A 21,092-nucleotide genomic window follows, 5' to 3' on the forward strand; every position below is an offset into this window, starting at 1 on the left:
GATGGACATCACCAGATCCACTCCGACGCGTGCGACCCTGTGGGTCCTCGCCCTGCTGGCGACATTGCTCGGCCTCGCGACACCACCCGCCGCCCGGGCGAGCACGGCGGCAACGCCGTTCAAGGTACTCGCCCTGTACAACGGCACCTGGGACGCCGCGCACATCAGCTTCGTCCACGAGGCCAACGACTGGTTCCCCAAGCAGGCCACGCAGAACGGCTTCACCTACACGGCCAGCAACAACTGGGACCTGCTCAGCAACGGCGGCGTGAACGCCTATCAAGTCGTCCTGTTTCTCGACGACTTGCCGCAGACCTCCGCCCAGCGGTCCGGCTTTGAGCAGTACATGCGCGGTGGCGGCGCCTGGATGGGCTTCCACGTCTCCGCCTTCACGACGGACGCACAGGCCTGGCCCTGGTACCACAACCAGTTCCTCGGCAGCGGCGCCTTCAAGTCCAATACCTGGGGTCCGACCACGGCCGTCCTGAAAGTCGAGGACCGCACTCACCCGTCCACCGAGAACCTGCCCGCGACCTTCACCTCGTCGGTCAGCGAGTGGTACAGCTGGTCCAACGACCTGCGGCAGAATCCGGACATCAAGATCCTCGCCTCAATAGACCCCAGCAGCTTCCCGCTGGGAACGGATCCCAACCAGACCTGGTACAGCGGCTATTACCCGATCCTGTGGACCAACGCGAAGTACAGGATGCTGTACGCGAACTTCGGTCACAACGCGATGGACTACGCATCCAACACCGCGCTGTCGTCGACGTTCGCCAGTGAGACACAGAACCGGTTCCTGCTCGACGGCCTCAAGTGGCTGGGCGGGGCCGGAGGCACCGCGCCGCCGGCGGACGAGATCTCCGAGACGGCCTGGTACTCGTTGACGAACGCCGCCAACGGCACCTGTGTGGACGCTCGTTCCGCCGCCACGGCAAACGGGACCGCGATCCAGCAGTATTCCTGCAACGGGACCCTGGCACAGCAGTTCCAGTTCCGCTCGACGGACAGCGGATACACACGGATCACCATCCGCGGGAACCCGCAGCAGGTCATCGACGTGACCGACCGCTCGACCGCCGCCAACGCGTCACTGCAGCTGTGGAGTTATGCGGGCGGGCAGAACCAGCAGTGGCAGCCCGTGAAGGAGAGCAGCGGACGTTACCGCTTCATCGCCCGCCACAGCGGCCAGTGCCTGAGTGCCGCGACCTCCTCGGCGAACGGTGTCCAGCTCACCCAGCGACCCTGCGACGGCTCCTCCGCACAGAGCTTCACGCCCACAGCACAGCCCTGACCGCTCCACCTGACGGTGCCCCTCGCCGCTGAACCGCGGCGAGGGGCACCGGGCTGCTCCCGACTCCCCCAGCTGGCGGTCGGGCCGCCGCACCCTGTGCGACGCCCCGACACCTTCGTGGCCGAGGCGGGATTCGAACCCGCGACCTCTGGGTTATGAGCCCAGCGAGCTACCGACCTGCTCCACCCGGCGACCCTCACTGTAGAACGCCAAGACCACCCCGAGCGAAGGGATTTCGCACATGGTTCTTTCGCGTCACGGGTGCTGCCGGACAGCCACCGGTCTGGCCATCGCGCTGCCGTGAGCGCTCCCCCAACGAAGTCCAGGGCTGGGACGGGACGGCACCGGTCGCACTTGCAGACGGCGCACTCGCCGTGATCGCGGCCAGTGCCGTCTCAAACGGTCGCCGTGGTCACCGGCAGGGATGGGGGTTTATCTGCAAAGTCCTCGTCCACGAACAACTCGTCCAGCCGGTCACGGATCCACATCGCTGCGATGCCCAGCGGATTGCTCGCCCAGGCCATCTTCACGGTCAGCGGCGGAACCACCCGAACCACACCCCATTGCCATCCCGGCCCCCTCCGACCGGCAGAACTACCCCGCTCGACACCAGCAGCACACCGACCGCCAGCACGAACAGCACGCCGGAGCGGTTTCGCCCCACCGAGCGAAGATCACCAACAGCATCCATTCCGTGAGCGATCTCGAGTCTCGCATCACCGGAGCCCGGTGAAGCGAGGTCGGCTCATGACGGAAGCTGTCGGCTCAATCGAGGGTGGTGAGATGATCGGCGTCGCCGCCTCGCCACTCGATGAGGAAGATGGTCGCGTCGTCGCTGGTGATGTCACCTCGTTCCTGTTTCAGGGCGTGGGAGAGGGCGCGCACCACCGGCCGCACCGCTGTGTGGTCACGGAGGATCCGGTTGGTCCACTCGATGAGTTGTTCCTCACCGAACTGTTCCCCGCCGGCTTGGTGCTCCTCGATCAGGCCGTCGGTGAAGCACAGCAACTGGTCCCCGGGTTCCAGGATCCGCTCGCTCACTACCGGCTGCTCACCGCCGAAGCCGACCGGCAATGTGGTGGGGCTCTCCAGCCGGTCCACCACGGCGCGGTCACGGATCAGCAGCGGTGCCGGGTGGCCGGCGTTGACCCATTGCAGTCGGCCCGTGGCGATGTTCAGACACATCATCTGTGCGGTGACGAAGTGGTCGGGGCCGAACTGCTCATCAATAGCCTTGTCCATGAACGCGTACACCTGGGACAGGCCGGTGTTGGCCCGTCGCGTGTGGCGATAGGCGCCGATGGCCACGGTCGCCATGGTCGCCGCGTCCAGGCCGTGGCCCATCGCGTCGATCATGGCCACATGAAGGATGTCGCCGTTGAGGGCGTAGTCGAAACTGTCGCCGGCCACGTCGTACGCGGGCTCGAGAATCCCTGCCACCTCAACCTGCGGAACAGTCATCGACAGCGGGGGCAGCAACGACCACTGGATCTCCGCGGCCACGCTCATCGGGGCGCTGCGTCGGGCCTGGAAGAACAGGTCGGTGTAGGCGTCCTTGGTGACGATCATGTCTGCGACCAAGCCGGCGAGTCTGCGCAGCAACCGCCGGTCGTCGTCATCGACGCTGTCCAGGGTGACGGCCATCGCCCCGATCTGGTCGCTGCCGTCCAGCAGCGGCAGATACATCCGCACACTGCCGTCCTGCAGCACCTCCACCGCTTTGCGGCTCAAGAACGCCTCGCCGGCGGGAGAGCCCTCGACCGGTTCAGGGTCACCGACCGTCAGCCGCCGGCCCGGCAGCGGCACCAACAGCATTTGTTCGTAGTCCTGCAAGAGGATCGAGAGATCCCGGCCACCGACCCTTGCCACCTCCTCCGCAACGAGCGGAGCGATCAACTGCGGCGGCATCTCGTGAGTCCGGTCCAGCAGCACACCCAGCAACCGCTCACCAAACCCCTCCGACCGGTCCACCCCAAACCTGCTCGGGTTCCGCCCGCCTTCGGCCATCGCTGCGTGCACCCCTTCGTCCCGCGGCCTCGGGGGAAATCACCGGGCGGCTGTCTCCCCGAGCTGTTCGCCAGGCTGCCTGGCGCTCGCCTTCGATGGCCAGGCGCCGGTACGAGGCGGTACCAGCCAGGATGGAGAGGAGATTCTCCCGCCCCTCGACGCCGGCACCTTCAACACCCTGGCCACGCACTCCTACTCACAGTGCCCCCGCCCGAACGCACCCGGAACCATCGGGCACACAAAGGGCGATCCTCTCCAAGAGCGCTCACACGCCCCGTACGCACGGGGCTCCGCGCACGACAGTGATCACCCCGTACAGCCTGACACCGCCAACCGCCCCAACGAGCCGATTACGCCATAGACGGCATGTCGCACCCCGTCAGGACTGTTGACACGCATGGTCTCCTGAGCAAACGGGTGCACCTCCCGTGACCGGCCAACCCAGCGTGACCGACCACAGAAGTCGCGCCAGATCCAAAGCTCAGCGACATGGCGCGGTTTCACCGTGTCCATCTGAAGGAGCTCTCAGATCTCGTCGGAGTGGGCGCCCGCGCCGAGGGGGGTCGTGCTGGCGACCAGCCAGGAGCGGACGGGGCCGGCGGGTGTTGCCGTGTCCACTGTGAGGTGGAGGCGGGTGTCGCCGTGGAGGCCGGGATAGCTGCGCTGTTCCGCACCCGCGAAGCAATGGCGAAGCGCCTCCGCGACCGCTCGGGCGGCTTCAGGCGTGTGCGCGATGATTCGTACCTCAGCGTGCCCGAGCGACGGCAGTGTCTGGGTCTCGATGTACTTCACGTGGCGTGTTCCCTTCGGGGTGGGCGAGAAGCCGGCGGGGGGGGCGCCGTGGCGCCCCGCCCGCTGCCCCCGGTCGGAGGAAGGTCTGTTCCTCACCGGTCGGCATCCGTGCGGTGGGCTCGACGACTGGTGTCGTCCGGCAGACCGGGAGGTCTCGGCAGGGTCGCTGAAGTGGTGGGCCGCGATCTGGGCGTTGGGCAGGTGGATCAGCCGCATGCCGATGCCGGTCGCGAGGATGCGGACCTGCCCCCGGACTGTCCGTCGAAAGCCCAGTTTCTCGTGGTCGCCGGAAATGACACCTGCGTGGAAGCCGGTGTGCGAAGTACTCCCGGTGCTTTCACTGTACGCCTGTTCGGCGGACCATGACCGGCGTGACCAGGTGTTTTCCGGCGGGCGCTGGATCGGGCGGCGGAAGTATCGTGAAACGACGGCGGGCTCGTGCATGTCGCCGACCGGGCATCGGCATCGGCGCCGAACTACGACGACGCACGGCCGCACCCTGTAGACGGGCGGACTCACATGACTGACTCCGGCATCCCCCACACGCCCCCACTGCTCCTGCCGGATGCGATCCACCAGGCGGTGAAGCCGGGTACGGCCCTGCTGCGGCTGGAGACCACGCGGTCCCGCAAGGGGCTCCTGGACGGCGCGTGGTGGCCGCGCACGCGCAACATCGAGACCGAGCTGCCCGCGCTGATCAGCGTGTTGACCGGGCATCTCGGGCCGATCACACGGGTGGGCGTGGACGCGTCCGCCTGGAACGGCCTCCCGACCCGCCTGGTCATCGACGACCAGGTCGTGCACCTGGACTCCGACCCGGTCGGAGACGACACCGTCCTCATCACCCGTGGAGACAACGACCACTTCGCTCTGCTGGTGGTTCCCCCGGACACCACCGCCGACGCCGCCCGCGAAGCGATGGCCCGCGCCGTCCGCGCCGACAACATCACCGAGGCCGCTCAGATCCTCATCGCCACCACGACCGAACCCGAAGCGGGACCAGATCGTTGACCTGTGGCTTCTTTGAAGAGCGGATGGCGAGACCGGGGCCGATCGGGTGGTGGCACGCCGCCGCGGGGGGCCTCTATGTCTTTCGTCAAGCGAGCCGTGGGGTTCTGGTTTCGTAGAAGGTTCCGTCGCGGAGCATGGCGAACAGGACGCTGATGCGGTGGCGTGCGAGGCGGAGGAGGGCTTGGGTGTGGGTTTTGCCTCGGGTGCGGCAGCGGTCGTAGTAGTTGCGGGAGGCGGGATCGTGCAGGGCGGCGAATGCGGACAGGAACATCGCGCAGTCATGCCGGGCCCGGAGGCCAGCGGCCCTCTTGCAGGACCGCGAAACCATGTTCCGTCGGCAACCCGACCCAATCCTGGCAAGGAACCCTCCAGCGGTGGCCACCGCAGCGCGTCCCTCACCTGCGCAGCCGGACATTCCGGTCCCAGCCGCTGGCGTCTTCGACAGGGACGCGCACGGTCCGATGGTGCGGGCTCAGCTCACCGCCACGCCGTAGGGACTGTCGCCGAGGGTGACAGTCGCGACGACTTTGTGGGATGCCGGGTCGATGACCGTGAGGGTGCCCGCTCCCTGGTTCGTGACATAGATCGCCTCGTTGGTGACCTCCAGGTTGAACGGGTCGGTGCCGGGAGGGCCCAGGGCAATGGTGGCCGAGACACGATGACTGCTGGTGTCGATCACGGATACATTGCCCGGGCCGAGATCGGTGGAATAGGCGACGTGGCCGTCGGGTCCGACGGCCACGTCGAAGGGGCCCTCGCCGACCTGCACGGCCGTCGCCTTGCCGGTACGGATTGCGACGGCAAGCACCTGCTTTCCCACTTCGTCGGCGACGTAGGCCGACTTGCCGTCAGGGGCGATGGCGACGCCCACCGGGGAGCGCCCTGCGGAAAGCTTCCGGGCGACCCGGCGCGTGCTGGTGTCGATGACCGACAGGTTGCCGGACCCGGAATTCGCCACGTAGGCCGAACCGCCGTCAGGACTCAACGCGACGTTCACTGGGGACTTGCCGACCGGGATGGTCGCGACTACCCGGTTGGTTCGGGTATCGATCACCGAGACGGTGTTCGAACTGCCGTTGGTGACATAGAGGGACTTGCCATCGGGGCTGAGTCCGACACCGGTGGGGCTCTTCCCGACCGTCACGGTTTTGCCGATCTTGTTGTTTGCCGTGTCCAGGACCGAGACCCGGGCCGAGCCGCTGTTGGCGATGTACACATGCCTGCCGTCCTTGGTGACGGCGAGACCTTCGGGCGCCACGCCGGCCGGCACGGTTGCGACGACCTTGTAGGTACCGGCGTCGATCACCGAGAGCGTGTTGTCCTGCTGGTTCGTGACATACACACGGCCGCTGGCACCGGCGTGGACGGGCGCGACCGGCGCGGCGGATTGCTTGTGGACTGGGGCGGGCGTGCAGGAGATCAACAGGACCCCGATGCCCGCCGCGAGTACCGGTCGGAGCGTCCTTCCGGGTCGCCGACGGCCGCTGCCGACCCGGGTCCACAGGGCAGAGAACATCTCGCCTCCAGTGCGCGTTGCGATGGTTGGGTCCGGGACCCGGTTGGCAGGGAGGGGGTCAGGCCAGGAGCCCGCGGGCGTAATAGTCCTTCTCGTCCCGGACACCGGGAAGCGCGAAGAAGTAGCCCCCGCCCCTTGGGCTGATGAACGGCACCAGTGCTTCGCCTTCCAGCCGGGTCTGCATGGCGATGTAGGTGTTCAGCTCCTGCTGGAAGCAGACGAATGCATGCCCCATGTCGAGTTCCGGCGGGTTCGGGCTCCGGTCGTAGTCGTAACTCCGACGCAGGATCGTGCTGGTCGCCGCGGTCTGCGGAGTCTGGGGATTAGCGAGGCGGATGTGAGAGTTCAGCGGGGTGATCAGGCCCTGCGGGTCATTGGTGTAGATGGGGTCGAGGAGATCCGTGGCGTTCTCGCCCACGGCGTACATCGGGGCGCCGCTCGCCTTGCGGCGGCCGAAGATCCGCTCCTGTTGAGCAACGGGAACCTTCTGCCACGCCTCGATAAAGAAGTGCACGATACGCACCACGTGGTACGTGCCACCCGCGGCCCAGGCCGGTTCGGCGCTCTTCGGCTGGACCCAGACCCACTGGTTCATCTGGGCGGGGTCCGTGACGGTCGGGTTGGAGATGCCGTCCTTGAATCCGAACCAGTCGCGCCGGACACCGACGGGACGCTCCGGATTGCGCTGGCCGTCAATACGCCAGCGCAGCTTTGCCGCGGACTTGGTGTGCATCAGGATGTCGAGCAATGCGTGCACCGTCGTGTCTCGCTCATCAGCGCAAATCTGGATCAGCAGGTCACCCTGGCTCAGCGCTGGGTCCAGGTCGTCATGGCGAAAGGGCGTCATCTTGACGAGCTGGACCGGCTTGCGCGCGCCCAGTCCGTAGCGGTCGTCGAAGAGGGACGCGCCCACGCCGACTGTCACGGTAAGCCCGTCCGCCGCAACCGTAGGTCCCACGATGCCGCTGTCCGTCGGCGTTGCGGTCGGCGCCACCTTCGGTGGCCTGCCGCCCGCCGTAAGGAAGCGGGCTCGCGAGGTCAGCGTGCGGAACAGATCGGTGAGTTCCGCGCGGGTGGAGGCAGTCACGTCGAGCGAGACGTAGATCAGGTCCTTTTGGGGCGGAGTGGCGATGCCTGCCTGGTGATAGCCGTGGAACGGAATCGTCCGAGACTTCGGCGGTTGCTCGGGTTGGGCCACCGTGTCGGCGAGCGCCGCACCACTGCCCAAGGCGATCCCGCCCGCCGCCCCGCCCACGCTCGCGGCGACGCCGTGAAGAAACGACCGCCGGGCAAACGCACTCGCCGGACACCTATGGCCGCTCCACCCTTCCTCCAGGGTCGCGGATACCTCGTCAGCCATGGTTCCCCTCGGGCAGGGATCCAAGCGGCAAGCCGAACGGTGCCGCCGAGATCGGATTCCGTGAACCGGCCCCGGCCCACAAGGCGCACGACCGCGTGCGGCAGCCCAACCAGCGTCGATTGCCACCAGCCACATGACCATTCCGCAAAACGTAATATATTAGACATGCGCGCTCGCACCACTTGAAGAATCACCCTCACGGGCGCGGCGGTCATCATTTCCCGCGCCCCTGGGAAGGAACGCATCTACCCCGTCCCGGCCTCCACCCGCAGTCGCCGGCTTGCTGTATCCACGCGAGGGAACGGTCCGTGGCTGCGACCGTAGAAAGGTGTGCCAGGGAAGTGACGCTCGGGCGATTATCTTGGTTGGAGGCGGGGCGAGCTGGGGCCGGAACGGCGGGTGTGCCATTTGGGGCCGGACTGTGTTCCGAGTGGCGCCAGTGGCCAGACCGGGCCAATCTGGTGCTGGCGGCCCGGTGGTCAACGAGGACGCGCCCACCGCGCGATGAGGACGATCACGGCAGTCCTCCACCGCGAATGCGCGGTGAAGAATCATCTGCTGCCGTGAATTCCGGGACCCTCACGCTGCGTTACCCCCATACAGCATGACCGCCGGATTCCCGTCGACGGGAGAAGACCGATGAGCGGAAAGCTGGCAAGCAGGAAGGCCCTGGTCACCGGTGGCGCACGAGGGATTGGCGCGGCTGTGGCGCGCAGGCTCGCCGCTGACGGAGCCGATGTGGCGATCAACTACCGGAGCAGCGGCGACGCGGCCGAAGCGCTCGCCGCCGAGATCGCCGCTGACGGCCGCCGCGTGGTCGCGCTCAAGGCGGACGTCAGCGATCCGGACCAGATCCGGCAGCTGGCCGACGAGGCCGCCGAATCTCTTGGCGGACTCGACATCCTGGTCAGCAACGCCGGAATTGAGTACTTCGGCAAGCTGGACGACGTCACCCCCGCCGACTTCGACCGTGTTTTCGCCATCAACACACGAGCCCAGTTCTTCGCCGTACAGAACGCCGCACGGCATATGGGCGAAGGAGGGAGGATCGTACTGACGTCATCGCAGAGTGCCCACAAGGCGGTTTTCTACCACGCCCTTTATGCGTCGAGTAAGGCAGCAGTCGAATGCATCGCGCTCAACCTCAGCCCCGAACTCGGTCGGCGCGGCATCACCATCAACGCCATCGCGCCCGGGGGTACCGTCACCGACATGTCCGCTCACGCGGCTGCCCACTACGTCCATCCCGACGTCGACACTGATTTCCACACCCTTATCCGTACCGCCAGTTCACTCGGTCGGATGGCCGAGCCCTCCGAAATCGCCGCGGTCGTCTCGTTCCTGGTGTCGGACGATGCCTCGTTCATCACCGGCCGGACCATCCAGGCCGACGGCGGCTGGTTCTGACCCGAGGGGTCAGGGTCGCGCGACGGTGTATCAGGTGGTTGGGGGTCGTTACAGCGTCCTGCCGGGTCCTTTCACGCCACCGCAGCCGTCCCGTACGTGAACGCGGCGCTGAGCGCTGCAGGGGCAGTCGACTCTCTTTCAGTCGTCGCCCTGTCCAGCAGGGCAAGCGGATTCCGAGGCCGTCGCCTGCCGGTTGTAAGCCGCCGTCCTGAGCTTCCTCCGCTTTGACGGACACCATTGGTGTGGTGGTCAGGCTGCGAGTGCGGTCTCGTACTCGGCGGGGCTGAGGTAGCCGAGGCTGCTGTGCAATCGGTGCAAGTTGTACCAGCCCTCGATGAAATCGAAGATCGCGGTGCGGGCGGCGGCCCGGCTGGGCCAGGCGGAGGTGCCGAGCAGTTCGCGTTTGATGGTCGAGAAGAACGACTCGGCGAGCGCGTTGTCCCAGCACTGACCGGTGCGGCCGACCGACAGTCGAATCCCGAACTCGCTTGCCAGCGAGGCGAATTGCTGACTGGTGTACTGGCAGCCGCGATCCGAATGGAAGATCACGGGATGGGTGGGGCGACGCTGCCGGCAGGCGTCTGTCAGCGCGTCGGCCACCAGCTCGGTTCGCAGGTGATCGGCGGTTGCCCAGCCGACCACGCGCCGGGAGGCGATGTCGATGACCGTGGCCAGATAGAGCCAGCCCTCCTCGGTCGGGACATACGTGATGTCGCCGCACCAGCGGGCATCGAGCCCGGTGCGGTCGGGCTGGAAGTCCCGGACGATGAGGTCGGGACGGAAGGCAGCCCTGGGATCAGGGATCGTGGTCAAATGCCGTCGTCTGCGGTGCCGGCCCTGCAGTCCTGCGGCCTGCATCAGTCGTGCGACACGACGGCGACCGCACCGGGCACCCTCGCGCATGAGCACGGCGTGCACGCGCGGGGCCCCATAGGTTCCGCGCGATTTCGCATGGACCTCGACAATCTGCTTGGTCAGCTCGGCATCCCGCACTGCACGGGGGCCAGGCAGGCCGGAGCGACGGGCATAGAAGGCGGTCCGGGAGACCTTCATCAGCTCACACGCCCGTTTGACGCTGTGACCTGCCTGCTTCTCCGCCTCGATGAACGGGTGCACCGTCACCGGGTCTCCTTCGCGAAGAAAGCTGTGGCCCGCTTGAGTACGTCGACATCCTCGCGCAGCCGGCGGTTCTCCCGCCGCAACGCGGCCAGTTCCTCGCGCTCACTGCTGGTCAGCCCGTTGCGCTCGCCCGCATCGACCTCGGCCTGCTTGACCCAGTCCCGCACCGCGGTCTCGGTCAGCTCGAAGTCCTTGGCGACCTGCCCGACCGAGCGGTCACCCCGTCGGCACAGCCCGACGATCTCGGCCTTGAACTCCGGCGTAAACGAACGACGAGGGCGGCGAGGCTTCTTCTTCCCCATGCTCTCCATGATGGACATCCTCCCGGGGCTGAACCCCTGATCTCGAATGTCCGTCAAAGCGGATCAAGCCCAGTCCAACCGGGCCACATCACTCGAGCCGTCGCCCAGGATTGAGGTCAGAAATGACGTATGTCGCCCAGGACAGCCCCCGTATCGGCTGGGTCGGTGCCGGCCGCATGGGCTTCCAGCTCGCCGCCCGGCTGCTGGACGCGGGGCACGACGTAGCCGTCTTCAACAGAACCCGGTCCAAGGCCGAACCGCTGGCGGAGCGGGGGAGCGACGCTCGTCGACCGGCCGGCCGATCTGGCCGACCGAGATGTCGTCTTCACCATGGTCTCCGCCTCACCCGACCTGGAGGCGGTCACCACGGGCCCCGGCGGCGTGCTGACCTCCCGCTCGGCCGAGCACACGCCACACGCGAGTGAAAGTGGCTCGGAACCAGCCTGGGGCCGGCGGGCTGACATGGCGAGGTGTAGTGATCAATCCTCGTAGCGCCGACGCGCGAGATGGACGGTGATGTCGGCGGCCATCTCGACTCTGTCCGGCAGTACCTGCATGATCTGGCTGAATACCTGCTCTCGCTCCGCGGTCGGCAAGACGAGATAAGCCGAGATGGTGGAGAGATGACCAACGTAGTCGCGAGCGCTCATCGTCACGCGCCGTTCGATCACGGACTGCTGAACGCCGGTGAACCACTCAGACCGTTGCAGCTCCGTACCCGGCCACTGCATCTCATGATCCGGAGGTGTCCCGTCAGGCGACGGAATCTCGTCACTCTCCAAGAATGGTGCTCGCGCCGCGCGGACCGCTTCCTCCACAGCCGGGTCAGCCAGTCGAAATGGCCCGCCGCATGAGGCGAATACGCCACCCGGTTCCAGCAGCGCGGCCATGAGCGACCACCGGCCCTCCGGGTTCGTCCAATGCAGCGCTGCTGCCGCATAGACCAGTCCATACCGTTCGCCCGGTCGCAAGTCCTCGAACGCGGCTTGCACCGTTCTGACGTTCATCGGCACGTGCTTGCGCAGTTCGGCGAGCATGGACCCGTCAGGATCGGTCGCGGTGACCATGACCCCTCGTTGAGCGAACAGGCGGGTTGCCTTGCCTGTCCCAGCGCCGATCTGGAGGGCGGTGCGAACCGGGTGGCCCGCGTATGCCATCACCATGTCGAACAGCTCCACGGGATACCCCGGCCGGAACCGTTCGTACGCTTCCGCCACCACTCCGAAACTCAGCGCGCGACCAGACATGCCCAGCATATTGACACGAGCGGCCCCTGCGGTGCTTGATTTGGCCGACCCGCTCGAGCAATCGCACGTGATAGCTGGAACTCCCCTTCGCGAGGCCGACTCGCTCGGCGATCTGCGTGATCGTCGCGGGCTCGAAGCGGAGCACTGCCATGATCCGGTGACGCGTGAGATTGGAGACAGCGCGTAACTACTCGTCAGTTGTGACGTGAAACGTCTCGGGAAGATCGTCGGCAGGCAAGCACCCAATGGTCAACGATTCTTGACCATTGCGCAAGGGGATTCCGTACGGTCTTCCGGAATTCGCTGTCCGACGCGAGAGGTCTTCGCTCCTGCGCCAGGTGGCCGCGGCCCACTCCCCTGCCGCCGCTGGTCCGGCTCCGGAGGTCCTTCGAGGGTTGATCAGGCTGCCAGGGCGATGGAGGATTCTTGGAAGGATGTCGCGACTTCGAGGGCACCTCCTACGTCCTGGAGCACGCCATCCGCACCGACTTCGCCCTCGTGCGGGCGGGGAAAGGTTATGAGGTGGGACTCGACCTGATCGTCCGGAGTGCGCAGTCGTCGCTCAAGACGTCCTCCCTACTCGGCAAGGAGCGGCAGAACGGCGCTTTTATGAGCGTCGAAGGCGCCCAAGCCTCCTTCAGGTAGCCGCGCGAGCCTCGAGTATGTGACGGCCATGGCTCCCTCCACAGGCGGTGATCGTCCGAGCTGGGCTCAGGGCCGCTGCCGGAACGGGGCGAGCGTCGCGCGCACGAGGTCGGCGGCGCCCCAGTCGGGGTCGAACTGGGCGATCACGGCCAGGTGCTGGCGCAGCTGGAGGATCGGCATGCGTTCGCGCCAGTCGCGGTCGAGCCCGGTCAGCTCGGCGTACAGCTCGAAGAACACATGTGCCTCGTGCGGCGGCGCCGTGGTCCACAGATGGGCCAGGTCGACCTCGGCCCACGTGTACGACACGGCCGGGTCGATCAGCGCGGGCCGCCCGTCGGGGGTGGCCATGACGTTCAGCGCCCACAGGTCGCCGTGCGTCAGGCACGCGGGCCTGACCGGCAGCAGCTCGGGCAGCCGGTCGCACAGCCGCTCCAGCGCCGCCCGGTCCGCGGCGTCAAGCGCCTCCTGGACGCGACGTTCGGTCAGCCAGCGCAGCAGACGGTGCTGGGCGAAGAATTCGAACCCGTCGTTGTCCCAGGTGTTGATCTGCCGACGGCGGCCCAGCCAGTTGTCCCGGTGCCACCCGAATCGGGGGTGCCGCGTGGTGGTGTGCAGGTGGGCGAGCGCATGCGCGAGCTGTTCCCAGAAGGCCTCGGTGCCCGGCCGGGGCTGCACCACGGACAGCACGAGCAGGTCGCGGTCCGCGAGGATGATCTCGGGCGTGGCAACACCGCCCGCCTCGCGCAGCACGGTGAGCCCCTCGGCCTCCGCGTCGAAGGCGTCGTCCGACGGCGGCTCGCCGAACGCCTTGACGAACACCGACGTGCCGTCACCGCGGCGCGCGAGCCCCGCAGTCGCGGCGAGACCTCCAGTGGCCGGCTCGACCGCGACGACGTCGGTCAGACCGGCCGCATGCATGCGTTCGAGCAGGAAGGACATCGCGTCTGTCACCGGTGTGCTCCTCTCTGCTGGTCACGCATCATGGCAATCAGGGCCGGGCCCGAGGCGGTTCACTCATGGAGCCTAGTGCTCTGACCTCATGGATTCACCGGTTCGGTATCTCCGGCTGTGTATCGGCTCAGGAGGCGGTTGTTGTTGCCCAGGTTCGGAAGAGGACGGGGGCCTCGGTGAGGTTGCCGGGGCCGCACGTGACGTGAAAGGTCTTCTCAGCGGTCCAGGTATGTACCCAGTCCCGAGTGCTGCGGTTGATCTCCTGGAGGGTGTACGTGCGTCCTTCCAGGTCCGTCTCCTCCAGATCGATCTCGATGGTCCAGCCGGGGTTGTCAAGCGTGGCGATCTTCACGCCCCACTCGTGCTCCCAGTCGCCGTCGCACTGCTGCGCGTACCAGTTCTGCAGCCAGTCGAGGAGGGGCTCCGCATCGCTCATGGCAGGAGATGCTAAGCGAGTTGCGCGCCGGGTTCGGGCGTGACTGATCTGTCCTGCAGGGCAGGAGCAACGGCTGAGCCGGTACGAGTACGCAGACTGACCGATCAGGAGCAGCAACGACTGCAGCAGACAGTGCGCCGGGGCAGCACCACCTCGGTGCACTACAGCCGCGCGGTGGTGCTGCTGGCGTCGGCCGGCGGGAACCGAGTGCCCGTCACGGCGCGGCTCGTGGCGGCCGACGAGGACACCGTGCGTGATCTCATCGACCGCTTCAACGAGATCGGCCTGGTCTGCCTGGACCCTGAGGGGGTGGGAGGCCGTCCCCGCCTGCTCAGCGCCGGCCTCGGCAGCACGGCCGATACGCTGGCTGACCGGCTGGGCGCGGGTACGCCTCGAACCGGGGGCGCCGTCAGGTTCGAGTTGACCGTGTTCTCACCGTGCCGGTGCGTGTGACCGCGCTATGAGAGATCGGTGACCGCCTCGCGTGCCGCGCGCGGAGCCCGCCTGATCATCTGGTCCACGAGCAGAACCGCCACCGCCGCGGCGGCCAGCAGGCCGCCCGCGAGCGCAGTGCTGCGAACGCTGATGTCCGACAGAAGCAGCCCCCCGGACGCGGCCCCCACGGCCGTGCCCGCGTTGAACACGGCGTTCCCCCCGGCAGAGGCGATGTACAGGTTGCCGGGGGCGACCGCCAGGAGCTCGTTCGTCAGAGTCGTGATCATCACGAAGACCGCGACGCCCGAGGTCGCCATCAGCACGGCCACCACGATCGGCGTCGTCCCCGCGAGGTACATGCCGATCAGCGACACGGACAACAGAGCCACCGGCGCCGTCGTCGCCATCTTTGGGTGACGGTCCGCGAGGTTGCCGGCGACGGCCACCGAAGCGACACCGGCTGTACCGCGCAGCAGCAGCAGCGGGGCGACCGCCGAGGCGGAGAACCCGGTCACCTCCGTGAGGAACGGCACCGTGTACGTGAACGCCATCGACAGGCCCGTCAGCGCCAGGACGATCGTCACCAGCAGCACGACATAGCGCGACGTGTCCGGGACGGCGGTGTCATCGGTGTGCGGCTGAGCGACGGCCGTGGCCGGCAGGAAGAACGCCACGGTGGCCAGAGCGATCAGCCCGATTCCGCTCAGCGTCACGAACGCCACGCGCCACCCCGCGTGCTGGCCGATCCAGCTTCCGGCGGGCACGCCCACGATCGTCGCCATCGAGGTGGCCCCGTACACCATGGCGAGTATCCGGCCCCGCACCGCCGGGGGGAACAGCCCCATGGCGGTGACCGTGACCACCGCCCAGAAGACAGCGTGCACCAGTGCCGTCACGGCACGCGAGACCAGCAGCAGGGCGTAGTTCGGCGCGACGGCCGAGCCCATCCCGGCCAGCACGAACACCGTCATCAGCCCCAGCAGCAACGGTCGTCGCGGAATCCGGCGCGTGGCGTACGTCAGCGGCACGGTGAGCAGCATCACGGTGAGGGCGTATCCCGTGACCAGCTGCCCGGCGGCCGACAGCGACACGCCGAGACCGGACGAGATCTGCGGAAGCAGGCCGGCCGGCAGGTGCTCCGTGGTCACGACGCAGAACGTCGCGGCCATCAGCGCACACAGTGCCCAGATGGCGGCCGGCTGGGCCTCGGCGCCGGGGGCGGCGAGCCATTTGCGCACCGTTCAGCTCCCCTTCCCGGGCTCGGTCGCACGACTGCGGGCGAGCTCGGTGCGGCCGCCTGAAGAGGAGCAGCAACCAACATGATTGGGCATGTTTTTATCCAAAGAAAGTAGGAGCAAGAGGTGTTCACACCGCTCCGCGTGCGCCGCTGCGTATCTGCAGCCGTCCGAGTACGCCCGACCCCAGGGTTGCGCGGCCCGGAGATCCGGGGCCGGGACGAGCGGCGATCGCCGCGCGGGTCGTCGCGAATCAGCGCTACTTGGGCGAAGCCGGGACCGGTTGTTCTTCGGGGGCGTCGGCCAGGATCGCCAAGGGATCGGCGAGCGATGCGGAGAAGCCCAGTTCGGCGGCGCCCACAAGGACGGCGTCGTCGCCGAGTGCGCTGACGCGCAGGCGGAGGTTCTTGCGGGAGGCGGGGAGTGTGCTGATGTTGATGCGGCTGCGGATTTGTGCGGCCGCGCCGAGGAACACGTCGTGGAGCATGCCTCCGAAGATGACGACGCTGGGGTTGAAGAGGTTGACCAGGTTGGCGACGCCGACGCCGAGCCAGTCGCCGACCTGGTGCAGCGCGGCGCGCGCGACAATGTCTCCACGGTCGGCGGCGGAGACAACGGCGCGCACCACCTCCTGGCCTGTTGCCTGCGGGTCGCGGCCGGCGGCGGCGAGCAGCGCTCGTTCACCCGCCTCGGCTTCCAGGCAGCCGCGGGCGCCGCATCCGCAGAGGCTGCCGTCCCGCGGGTTGACGATCATGTGCCCGACCTCGCCACCGTAGCCGTCCGTGCCTCGCAGCAGGCGGCCGTCAGTGACCAGGCCGCCGCCGATACCGATGTCGCCGTGGAGGTAGACGACGTTGTCACTGCCGACTCCGGCGCCCCGCAGGTGTTCGGCGAGGGCGCCGAGGTTTGCTTCATTGTCCACCTCTACGGGGACGCCGAGGTTGAGCCGGCTGTCGAGTTCCGTGCAGAAGTCCTGATCGGTCCAGCCCATGTTCGGCGCGTGCCGCACCAGGCCGTCGGGGTGACGGACTATTCCCCGTACCGCCACGCCGACGCCGACGCAGCGACTGCCGCGCTCTGCGGTCGCCAGCATCTGCCGGGCGAACCCAGTGAGAACATCGGCGACCTTTCCGGGATCGGTCGGCTCGTCCAAGGGCCAGGCGCTTTCTCGACGGTCGAGGAAGATACCGCCGAGTCCGATGCGGGCGGCCGCGAGGCGGTCCACTCCGACGTCGTACGCGAGCACGTACGTGTGTGACGATTCGGGCCGTACGACCAGTGAGGGCCGTCCCGCCCGGCCGGTGTCGTGCGGAAGTTCCTCAAGGACGAGCCCGGCTGTGGTCAGATCGGTGACCAGTCCCAGGATGGTGCTGCGATTAAGCCCCATGCGGTCGGCGAGGACGGCCCGGGAGACGGGTCCTCCTATATGTACCTGACGTAGAAGGGTACTGAGGTTGTGCCGTCGGATCTCCTCCTGGGAATGACCGGCTTTCATGGCACGGGGACCTCGTTGTCGCGGGGGCGCGGAGCGTTCATCGCTGCACGGCTCGGTGTCGGGACAGCGCGTCCACGCCCGCGGCCACCAGCAGTACCGAACCCGTGACAGCGTACTTGACACCTGAGCTGTATCCCATGAGTCCCATGCCGTTCTGGATGACGGCCACCAGCATGCCGCCCAGGACGGCGTCGATGACCCGGCCCCGCCCGCCGAAGAGACTGGTGCCGCCGATGACGGCGGCACCGACGGCGAGCAGCAGGACGTTGCTGCCGCCGGTGTTGGGGTCGACGGAGTTGCCCCGGGAGGCCGCGATGATGCCGCCGACTGCGGCCATGGCCGAGCAGATGACGAATGCGGTGATCCGTATGAACGCGACGTTGATGCCGGCCCGCCGGGCAGCCTCGGCGTTGCCGCCGACGGAGTAGATGTGGAGACCGAACGCCGTGCGCTGGAGGACGAACGTGCCGAGCACGAGCAGGACGCCGATGAGCGGCACCACGATGGGTACGCCCTGCAGAGAGACGACCACGGCATTGCGGCTGCGTTCCTGGTTGAGCAGATGCACGGCCAGGGCGCCGAGCACCGTCGGCACGCCGAGGCGGACGGCGATCAGTATCGGCGGGGTTGTCGTCAGACCCCGGCGGTGACGGTTGTGGGTACGACGGAGCAGGATCGCCGCGTACACCATGACGCCGCCGGCCAGCACAAGCCATCCGGCCATGGGTGAGAGGTTGTTGTTGGCGATGGCGAGCAGGGTCTTGTCCTCGATGGAGATGTTCGTGCCTTCCTTCAGCAGGATCAGCACGATGCCCTGGAAGCCCAGGAATGCGGCCAGAGTGACCACGAACGACGGAATGCCGATCTTCGCGACCAGCGTGCCCAGCAGGAGGCCGATGACCACGCCGGTCAGCAGGGCCGCGACGACGGCGCCATACCACGGCCATCCGTGGTTGGTGAGGAGGATGGCCAGGACTGCGGCGCAGACGCCGCTGGCGTATCCGGCGGACAGGTCGATCTCCCCGAGGAGGAGAACGAAGACCAGCCCCATGGCTATCGCGATGCTCCCTGCTCCCTGGGTGAGCAGGTTGGCGAAGTTGAGGTTGGAGAAGAAGACCGGGCTCAGGATCCCGAAGAAAATGCAGAGTGCGGCTAGGCCGAGGACTGCGGGCAGAGCCCCGAGTTCGCCGCCGCGCAGTCGGTCGCGGTAGCCGCGGACCAGGGAACGAAGATCGGGGGCGGTGGCGTCGGTCTGCTTGCCGGATGTGGCAGGGCCTTCGGGCTGCTCCGGCTTCTCGGGGGCGACGGCGGTGGTCATGCGGCGGCTCCGTTGGTTTCGGCGAGGCCCAGGTTCCCGCTGCGGCCCGAGGTGATCAGTTCGACGAGCTGGGCGTGTGTCACGTCCGAGGTCCTGACCTGGGCGGCCGTCCGGCCCAGGTAGAGGGCGGCGATCTGGTCGGACACCGCGAAGACGTCATTCATGTTGTGCGAGATGAGCACCACGGCCAGGCCGTTGTCGGCCAGCCGCCGCACCAGTTCCAGGACCTGGGCGGTCTGGGCGACGCCGAGTGCGGCGGTCGGTTCGTCGAGGATGACGAGCTTGCTGTTCCACAGCACGGCTTTGGCGATGGCGACGGTCTGGCGCTGGCCGCCGGATAGGCTGGAGACCCTTTGCCTGAGGGACTTGACGGTTCTGACCGAGAGCCCGGCGAGGGTCTTGGCGGCCATCTCCTCCATGGTCGCGTCGTCGAGGACCAGGCCGCTGCGCTTCTCCCGGCCGAGGAACATGTTCTGGACGATGTCGAGGTTGTCGCAGAGGGCCAGGTCCTGGTACACGATCTCCACGCCGAGCGCGGCGGCGTCCCGTGGGCTGTGCATCTGTACCTGCTCGCCGTCGAACCAGTACTCGCCGGCGTCGATGGAGTGGATCCCCCCGATACATTTCACCAGGGTGGACTTGCCGGCGCCGTTGTCGCCCACGAGGGCGGTCACTTCGCCTCGGTGAGCACTGAAGGCCACATCGTGCAGCACCTGCACTGGGCCGAAACCCTTGTTGATGCCGCGTAGTTGGAGGATGGGAGTGGCTGTCATGGAGGATGGCTCCTGAAGTCGTGGGACCGCGGGTCCCGGGCAGTGGGTGCGGTGGTCCCGGGACTCGCGGCCGGCCGGTGGGGTCCGGTTGGAGGGGGCCTACTGGATCCCGGAGCTGGCGCACAGGGCGGCGTACTGGCCGGTGCACAGGTCGGCCTTGGTCACGAATCCGTCGTTCACGACGTCCTTGACGTTGTCCTTGTAGATGGCGACCGGGGCGAGCAGTACGGATGGCACGTCACGCTTGCCCTCGGGGTCCTGGACGCTCGCTTCGGTCTGCGCCTTCTGACCCTTGGCCAGGGCGACGGCCAGCTCGGCGGTCGCGTCGGCCTCCTTCTTGACCGCCTTGTAGACGGTCATGCACTGGTCACCGGCCAGGATGTTCTGCAATCCCTGCACGGTGGCGTCCTGTCCGGTCACCGGTACCTGGCCGTTGCGGTGGTTCTTGCGCAGCACCGCGATGGCCGCGTTGCCGAGCCCGTCGTTGGCGGCCAGCACGCCGCCGATCTTGGACTGACTGGTGAGCATCTGCTCGAAGATGGTGCCTGCCTGAGCGTTGTCCCAGTCGGGCACGGACTGGTTGGGGCCCTTGACGTACTCACCGGCGGCGTACTTGGGGTCGAGGACGCTGTTGTAGCCATTGGCAAAGAGCGTGGCGTTGTTGTCGGTGGGCGAACCGTTCAGCTCGGCGATGACCGGCTTCTTCACCTTCATGTCCGCCAGGCACTTACCCAGGCCCTCGCCCTGCAGCTTGCCGACCGCCGTGTTGTCGAAACTCACGTAATACTGAGCGGAGCCGCCGAGCGTCAGCCGGTCGTAGTCGATGGTGGCCACGCCCTGCGCCTTGGCCTTGTCCAAGACGGCCTTGCCGGTGCCGCTGTCGAGGTTGACGATCACCAGGACGTTCACGCCGCTGCTGATCATCTGGTCCGCGATCGTCTGGAACGCCTGCTTGTCGCCCTGTGCGTTCTGGATGTCGTAGTCCACACCAGCCGCTTTGAACGCCTTGGCGAGGTACGGGCGGTCGGCCGTCTCCCAGCGGGCGGACGACTTGCTGTCCGGGAGGATCACGCCGATCTTCGGCTTCTTGCCACCGGAGCCTGACGAGGTGCTGCCCGACGAAGAGTTCCCGCAGGCGGTGAGAGTGGTCAGCAGCGCCACGGAGGCGGTGGTGAGGAGGAGCCCCTTGCGCATGGGCAGGGTCCTTTCTGGGAGTGCGGCCGGGTGCGCACCGGCCCACGGGTGGCTCACATGAGGATGTGGGAGACAGAAGCGCACGCTTGACCGGCTTCGGCGGGGTATCGACGTATCCACCGCACTGAATGTTGTGGGCGACAACATATGACTCTTCCCCCTCTCTCGGCCAGCCCCGCGCAACCCTGGAATCGACCAAATGCGGTAACGAATCGGCCACTTGCCGAAAGCTCGAGAGCCGGCACAGCCTGCGACCGCGCCAACCAGCGGAAGCAAACGCGAAGCGCCCCAGGGTCTTTGCAGGAGTCCGAGCCGCCCTCCGGATTTGGGCAGCATCCGTCAACGGCCATGACAGGCGGCCATGGCGCACGTCCGCCCGGCGCGGGGACTGTAAAACGTTCGGCTCCGTCCCGTAATCGGTGGTGACCTACGCACTGCGTGTCAGGCCGGGACCGGGTTGAGGTCAACGCCCTTGTGGATACGGTGCTTTCGGGCCTGTCTGCCCTGGTCATCGAGGGTGTGGCAGATGAGGGTGAGCTGGTCCCGGTGGTCGCG

General features: G+C 67.3%; 19 protein-coding genes, 1 tRNA gene and 3 pseudogenes. 5 read left to right on the top strand and 18 right to left on the bottom strand.

All coding sequences use genetic code 11. The features are described 5' to 3' along the window. Nucleotide 1: 1 nt before the first annotated feature. Nucleotides 2-1,294 carry a ThuA domain-containing protein gene (locus tag OG878_RS02225; protein WP_328885148.1) on the top strand — a complete coding sequence of 431 codons (1,293 nt, stop codon included), beginning with the start codon at nucleotides 2-4 and terminating at the stop codon, nucleotides 1,292-1,294. 118 nt (nucleotides 1,295-1,412) lie between these two features. Here the strand turns inward: OG878_RS02225 and OG878_RS02230 are convergent. The 4 genes from OG878_RS02230 to OG878_RS02245 all read right to left on the bottom strand — a co-directional run bounded on the left by OG878_RS02230 (nucleotide 1,413) and on the right by OG878_RS02245 (nucleotide 4,093). After that, nucleotides 1,413-1,486: transfer RNA gene (locus tag OG878_RS02230), tRNA-Met, on the bottom strand. 203 nt (nucleotides 1,487-1,689) lie between these two features. Further along, nucleotides 1,690-1,842 carry a hypothetical protein gene (locus tag OG878_RS02235; protein ID WP_328885149.1) on the bottom strand — a complete coding sequence of 51 codons (153 nt, stop codon included), beginning with the start codon at nucleotides 1,840-1,842 and terminating at the stop codon, nucleotides 1,690-1,692. A 217-nt stretch (nucleotides 1,843-2,059) separates the two neighbouring features. Continuing rightward, a complete protein-coding gene (locus OG878_RS02240) occupies nucleotides 2,060-3,301 on the bottom strand; it encodes a PP2C family protein-serine/threonine phosphatase (protein WP_328885150.1) in 1,242 nt (413 codons plus the stop codon). A 525-nt stretch (nucleotides 3,302-3,826) separates the two neighbouring features. Then, the gene (locus tag OG878_RS02245) at nucleotides 3,827-4,093 is read right to left on the bottom strand and encodes a hypothetical protein (protein ID WP_328885151.1); all 267 of its coding nucleotides are present in this window, start codon (nucleotides 4,091-4,093) and stop codon (nucleotides 3,827-3,829) included. 519 nt (nucleotides 4,094-4,612) lie between these two features. On the opposite strand from OG878_RS02245, the gene OG878_RS02250 reads away from it, so the two are divergent. Then, nucleotides 4,613-5,104, top strand: a complete 492-nt coding sequence (locus OG878_RS02250) for a DUF5994 family protein (RefSeq protein ID WP_328885152.1) — start codon at nucleotides 4,613-4,615, stop codon at nucleotides 5,102-5,104. Nucleotides 5,105-5,189: 85 nt separating this feature from the next. Here the strand turns inward: OG878_RS02250 and OG878_RS02255 are convergent. From OG878_RS02255 to OG878_RS02265, 3 genes and pseudogenes are all read right to left on the bottom strand, one after another. After that, nucleotides 5,190-5,378, bottom strand: a pseudogene (locus tag OG878_RS02255) (IS110 family transposase); the annotation flags it as partial. A gap of 198 nt (nucleotides 5,379-5,576) precedes the next feature. Then, nucleotides 5,577-6,620: a YVTN family beta-propeller repeat protein gene (locus OG878_RS02260; protein WP_328885153.1), complete on the bottom strand. Its 1,044-nt coding sequence runs from the start codon at nucleotides 6,618-6,620 to the stop codon at nucleotides 5,577-5,579. Between the two features lie 58 nt (nucleotides 6,621-6,678). Beyond that, nucleotides 6,679-7,980 carry a Dyp-type peroxidase gene (locus OG878_RS02265; RefSeq protein WP_328885154.1) on the bottom strand — a complete coding sequence of 434 codons (1,302 nt, stop codon included), beginning with the start codon at nucleotides 7,978-7,980 and terminating at the stop codon, nucleotides 6,679-6,681. Nucleotides 7,981-8,619: 639 nt separating this feature from the next. Between OG878_RS02265 and OG878_RS02270 the strand changes: the two genes are divergently transcribed. Continuing rightward, complete coding sequence (locus OG878_RS02270; protein ID WP_328885155.1) at nucleotides 8,620-9,387, top strand: SDR family NAD(P)-dependent oxidoreductase; 768 nt, start codon at nucleotides 8,620-8,622, stop codon at nucleotides 9,385-9,387. Nucleotides 9,388-9,636: 249 nt separating this feature from the next. Here OG878_RS02270 and OG878_RS02275 read toward each other — a convergent pair whose 3' ends face one another. Both OG878_RS02275 and OG878_RS02280 read right to left on the bottom strand, forming a co-directional pair. Then, nucleotides 9,637-10,509 (bottom strand): IS3 family transposase, encoded by an 873-nt coding sequence (locus OG878_RS02275; RefSeq protein WP_328884813.1) that lies wholly within the window; start codon nucleotides 10,507-10,509, stop codon nucleotides 9,637-9,639. Further along, nucleotides 10,506-10,817, bottom strand: coding sequence for a transposase (locus OG878_RS02280; RefSeq protein ID WP_390838786.1), 312 nt, complete (start codon nucleotides 10,815-10,817; stop codon nucleotides 10,506-10,508). The genes OG878_RS02275 and OG878_RS02280 overlap by 4 nt, the downstream gene beginning before the upstream one ends. A gap of 167 nt (nucleotides 10,818-10,984) precedes the next feature. On the opposite strand from OG878_RS02280, the gene OG878_RS42150 reads away from it, so the two are divergent. Further along, nucleotides 10,985-11,233, top strand: coding sequence for an NAD(P)-binding domain-containing protein (locus OG878_RS42150; protein WP_443049223.1), 249 nt, complete (start codon nucleotides 10,985-10,987; stop codon nucleotides 11,231-11,233). Between the two features lie 54 nt (nucleotides 11,234-11,287). Here OG878_RS42150 and OG878_RS02285 read toward each other — a convergent pair whose 3' ends face one another. The 4 genes and pseudogenes from OG878_RS02285 to OG878_RS02300 form a co-directional block, all read right to left on the bottom strand. Continuing rightward, nucleotides 11,288-12,055, bottom strand: a complete 768-nt coding sequence (locus tag OG878_RS02285; RefSeq protein ID WP_328885156.1) for a class I SAM-dependent methyltransferase — start codon at nucleotides 12,053-12,055, stop codon at nucleotides 11,288-11,290. Nucleotides 12,056-12,074: 19 nt separating this feature from the next. Beyond that, a pseudogene (locus OG878_RS02290) lies at nucleotides 12,075-12,293 on the bottom strand (helix-turn-helix domain-containing protein); the annotation flags it as partial. Nucleotides 12,294-12,766: 473 nt separating this feature from the next. Continuing rightward, nucleotides 12,767-13,651, bottom strand: a complete 885-nt coding sequence (locus tag OG878_RS02295) for a fructosamine kinase family protein (protein WP_328885157.1) — start codon at nucleotides 13,649-13,651, stop codon at nucleotides 12,767-12,769. A gap of 127 nt (nucleotides 13,652-13,778) precedes the next feature. Beyond that, on the bottom strand, nucleotides 13,779-14,087 hold the full coding sequence (locus OG878_RS02300; protein WP_328885158.1) for an immunity 53 family protein: 309 nt from the start codon (nucleotides 14,085-14,087) through the stop codon (nucleotides 13,779-13,781). Between the two features lie 48 nt (nucleotides 14,088-14,135). On the opposite strand from OG878_RS02300, the pseudogene OG878_RS02305 reads away from it, so the two are divergent. Further along, nucleotides 14,136-14,423, top strand: a pseudogene (locus OG878_RS02305) (helix-turn-helix domain-containing protein); the annotation flags it as partial. 122 nt (nucleotides 14,424-14,545) lie between these two features. Here the strand turns inward: OG878_RS02305 and OG878_RS02310 are convergent. The 5 genes from OG878_RS02310 to OG878_RS02330 all read right to left on the bottom strand — a co-directional run bounded on the left by OG878_RS02310 (nucleotide 14,546) and on the right by OG878_RS02330 (nucleotide 20,537). Beyond that, nucleotides 14,546-15,760 carry an MFS transporter gene (locus OG878_RS02310; protein ID WP_328885159.1) on the bottom strand — a complete coding sequence of 405 codons (1,215 nt, stop codon included), beginning with the start codon at nucleotides 15,758-15,760 and terminating at the stop codon, nucleotides 14,546-14,548. Nucleotides 15,761-16,016: 256 nt separating this feature from the next. Continuing rightward, the gene (locus OG878_RS02315) at nucleotides 16,017-17,144 is read right to left on the bottom strand and encodes an ROK family protein (RefSeq protein ID WP_328885160.1); all 1,128 of its coding nucleotides are present in this window, start codon (nucleotides 17,142-17,144) and stop codon (nucleotides 16,017-16,019) included. A 145-nt stretch (nucleotides 17,145-17,289) separates the two neighbouring features. Then, nucleotides 17,290-18,570 carry a sugar ABC transporter permease gene (locus tag OG878_RS02320; RefSeq protein WP_328885161.1) on the bottom strand — a complete coding sequence of 427 codons (1,281 nt, stop codon included), beginning with the start codon at nucleotides 18,568-18,570 and terminating at the stop codon, nucleotides 17,290-17,292. Further along, the gene (locus OG878_RS02325) at nucleotides 18,567-19,343 is read right to left on the bottom strand and encodes an ATP-binding cassette domain-containing protein (RefSeq protein ID WP_328885162.1); all 777 of its coding nucleotides are present in this window, start codon (nucleotides 19,341-19,343) and stop codon (nucleotides 18,567-18,569) included. Before OG878_RS02325 ends, OG878_RS02320 begins: the two co-directional genes overlap by 4 nt. Before the next feature lie 99 nt (nucleotides 19,344-19,442). After that, nucleotides 19,443-20,537: a sugar ABC transporter substrate-binding protein gene (locus tag OG878_RS02330; RefSeq protein ID WP_328885163.1), complete on the bottom strand. Its 1,095-nt coding sequence runs from the start codon at nucleotides 20,535-20,537 to the stop codon at nucleotides 19,443-19,445. Nucleotides 20,538-21,092 lie beyond the last annotated feature (555 nt).

This window comes from Streptomyces sp. NBC_00316 (assembly GCF_036158715.1).
In the GTDB taxonomy this organism is placed as follows: Bacteria; Actinomycetota; Actinomycetes; order Streptomycetales; family Streptomycetaceae; genus Streptomyces.

Bases quoted from the DNA above. Each gene is read 5' to 3' on its own strand.
- OG878_RS02260 (WP_328885153.1), bottom strand. From the start codon at position 6,620: ATGTTCTCTGCCCTGTGGACCCGGGTCGGCAGCGGCCGTCGGCGACCC.
- OG878_RS02280 (WP_390838786.1), bottom strand. From the start codon at position 10,817: ATGGAGAGCATGGGGAAGAAGAAGCCTCGCCGCCCTCGTCGTTCGTTT.
- OG878_RS02325 (WP_328885162.1), bottom strand. From the start codon at position 19,343: ATGACAGCCACTCCCATCCTCCAACTACGCGGCATCAACAAGGGTTTC.
- OG878_RS42150 (WP_443049223.1), top strand. From the start codon at position 10,985: ATGGGCTTCCAGCTCGCCGCCCGGCTGCTGGACGCGGGGCACGACGTA.
- OG878_RS02300 (WP_328885158.1), bottom strand. From the start codon at position 14,087: ATGAGCGATGCGGAGCCCCTCCTCGACTGGCTGCAGAACTGGTACGCG.
- OG878_RS02270 (WP_328885155.1), top strand. From the start codon at position 8,620: ATGAGCGGAAAGCTGGCAAGCAGGAAGGCCCTGGTCACCGGTGGCGCA.
- OG878_RS02315 (WP_328885160.1), bottom strand. From the start codon at position 17,144: ATGGGGCTTAATCGCAGCACCATCCTGGGACTGGTCACCGATCTGACC.
- OG878_RS02250 (WP_328885152.1), top strand. From the start codon at position 4,613: ATGACTGACTCCGGCATCCCCCACACGCCCCCACTGCTCCTGCCGGAT.
- OG878_RS02225 (WP_328885148.1), top strand. From the start codon at position 2: ATGGACATCACCAGATCCACTCCGACGCGTGCGACCCTGTGGGTCCTC.
- OG878_RS02285 (WP_328885156.1), bottom strand. From the start codon at position 12,055: ATGTCTGGTCGCGCGCTGAGTTTCGGAGTGGTGGCGGAAGCGTACGAA.
- OG878_RS02265 (WP_328885154.1), bottom strand. From the start codon at position 7,980: ATGGCTGACGAGGTATCCGCGACCCTGGAGGAAGGGTGGAGCGGCCAT.
- OG878_RS02330 (WP_328885163.1), bottom strand. From the start codon at position 20,537: ATGCGCAAGGGGCTCCTCCTCACCACCGCCTCCGTGGCGCTGCTGACC.
- OG878_RS02320 (WP_328885161.1), bottom strand. From the start codon at position 18,570: ATGACCACCGCCGTCGCCCCCGAGAAGCCGGAGCAGCCCGAAGGCCCT.
- OG878_RS02240 (WP_328885150.1), bottom strand. From the start codon at position 3,301: ATGGCCGAAGGCGGGCGGAACCCGAGCAGGTTTGGGGTGGACCGGTCG.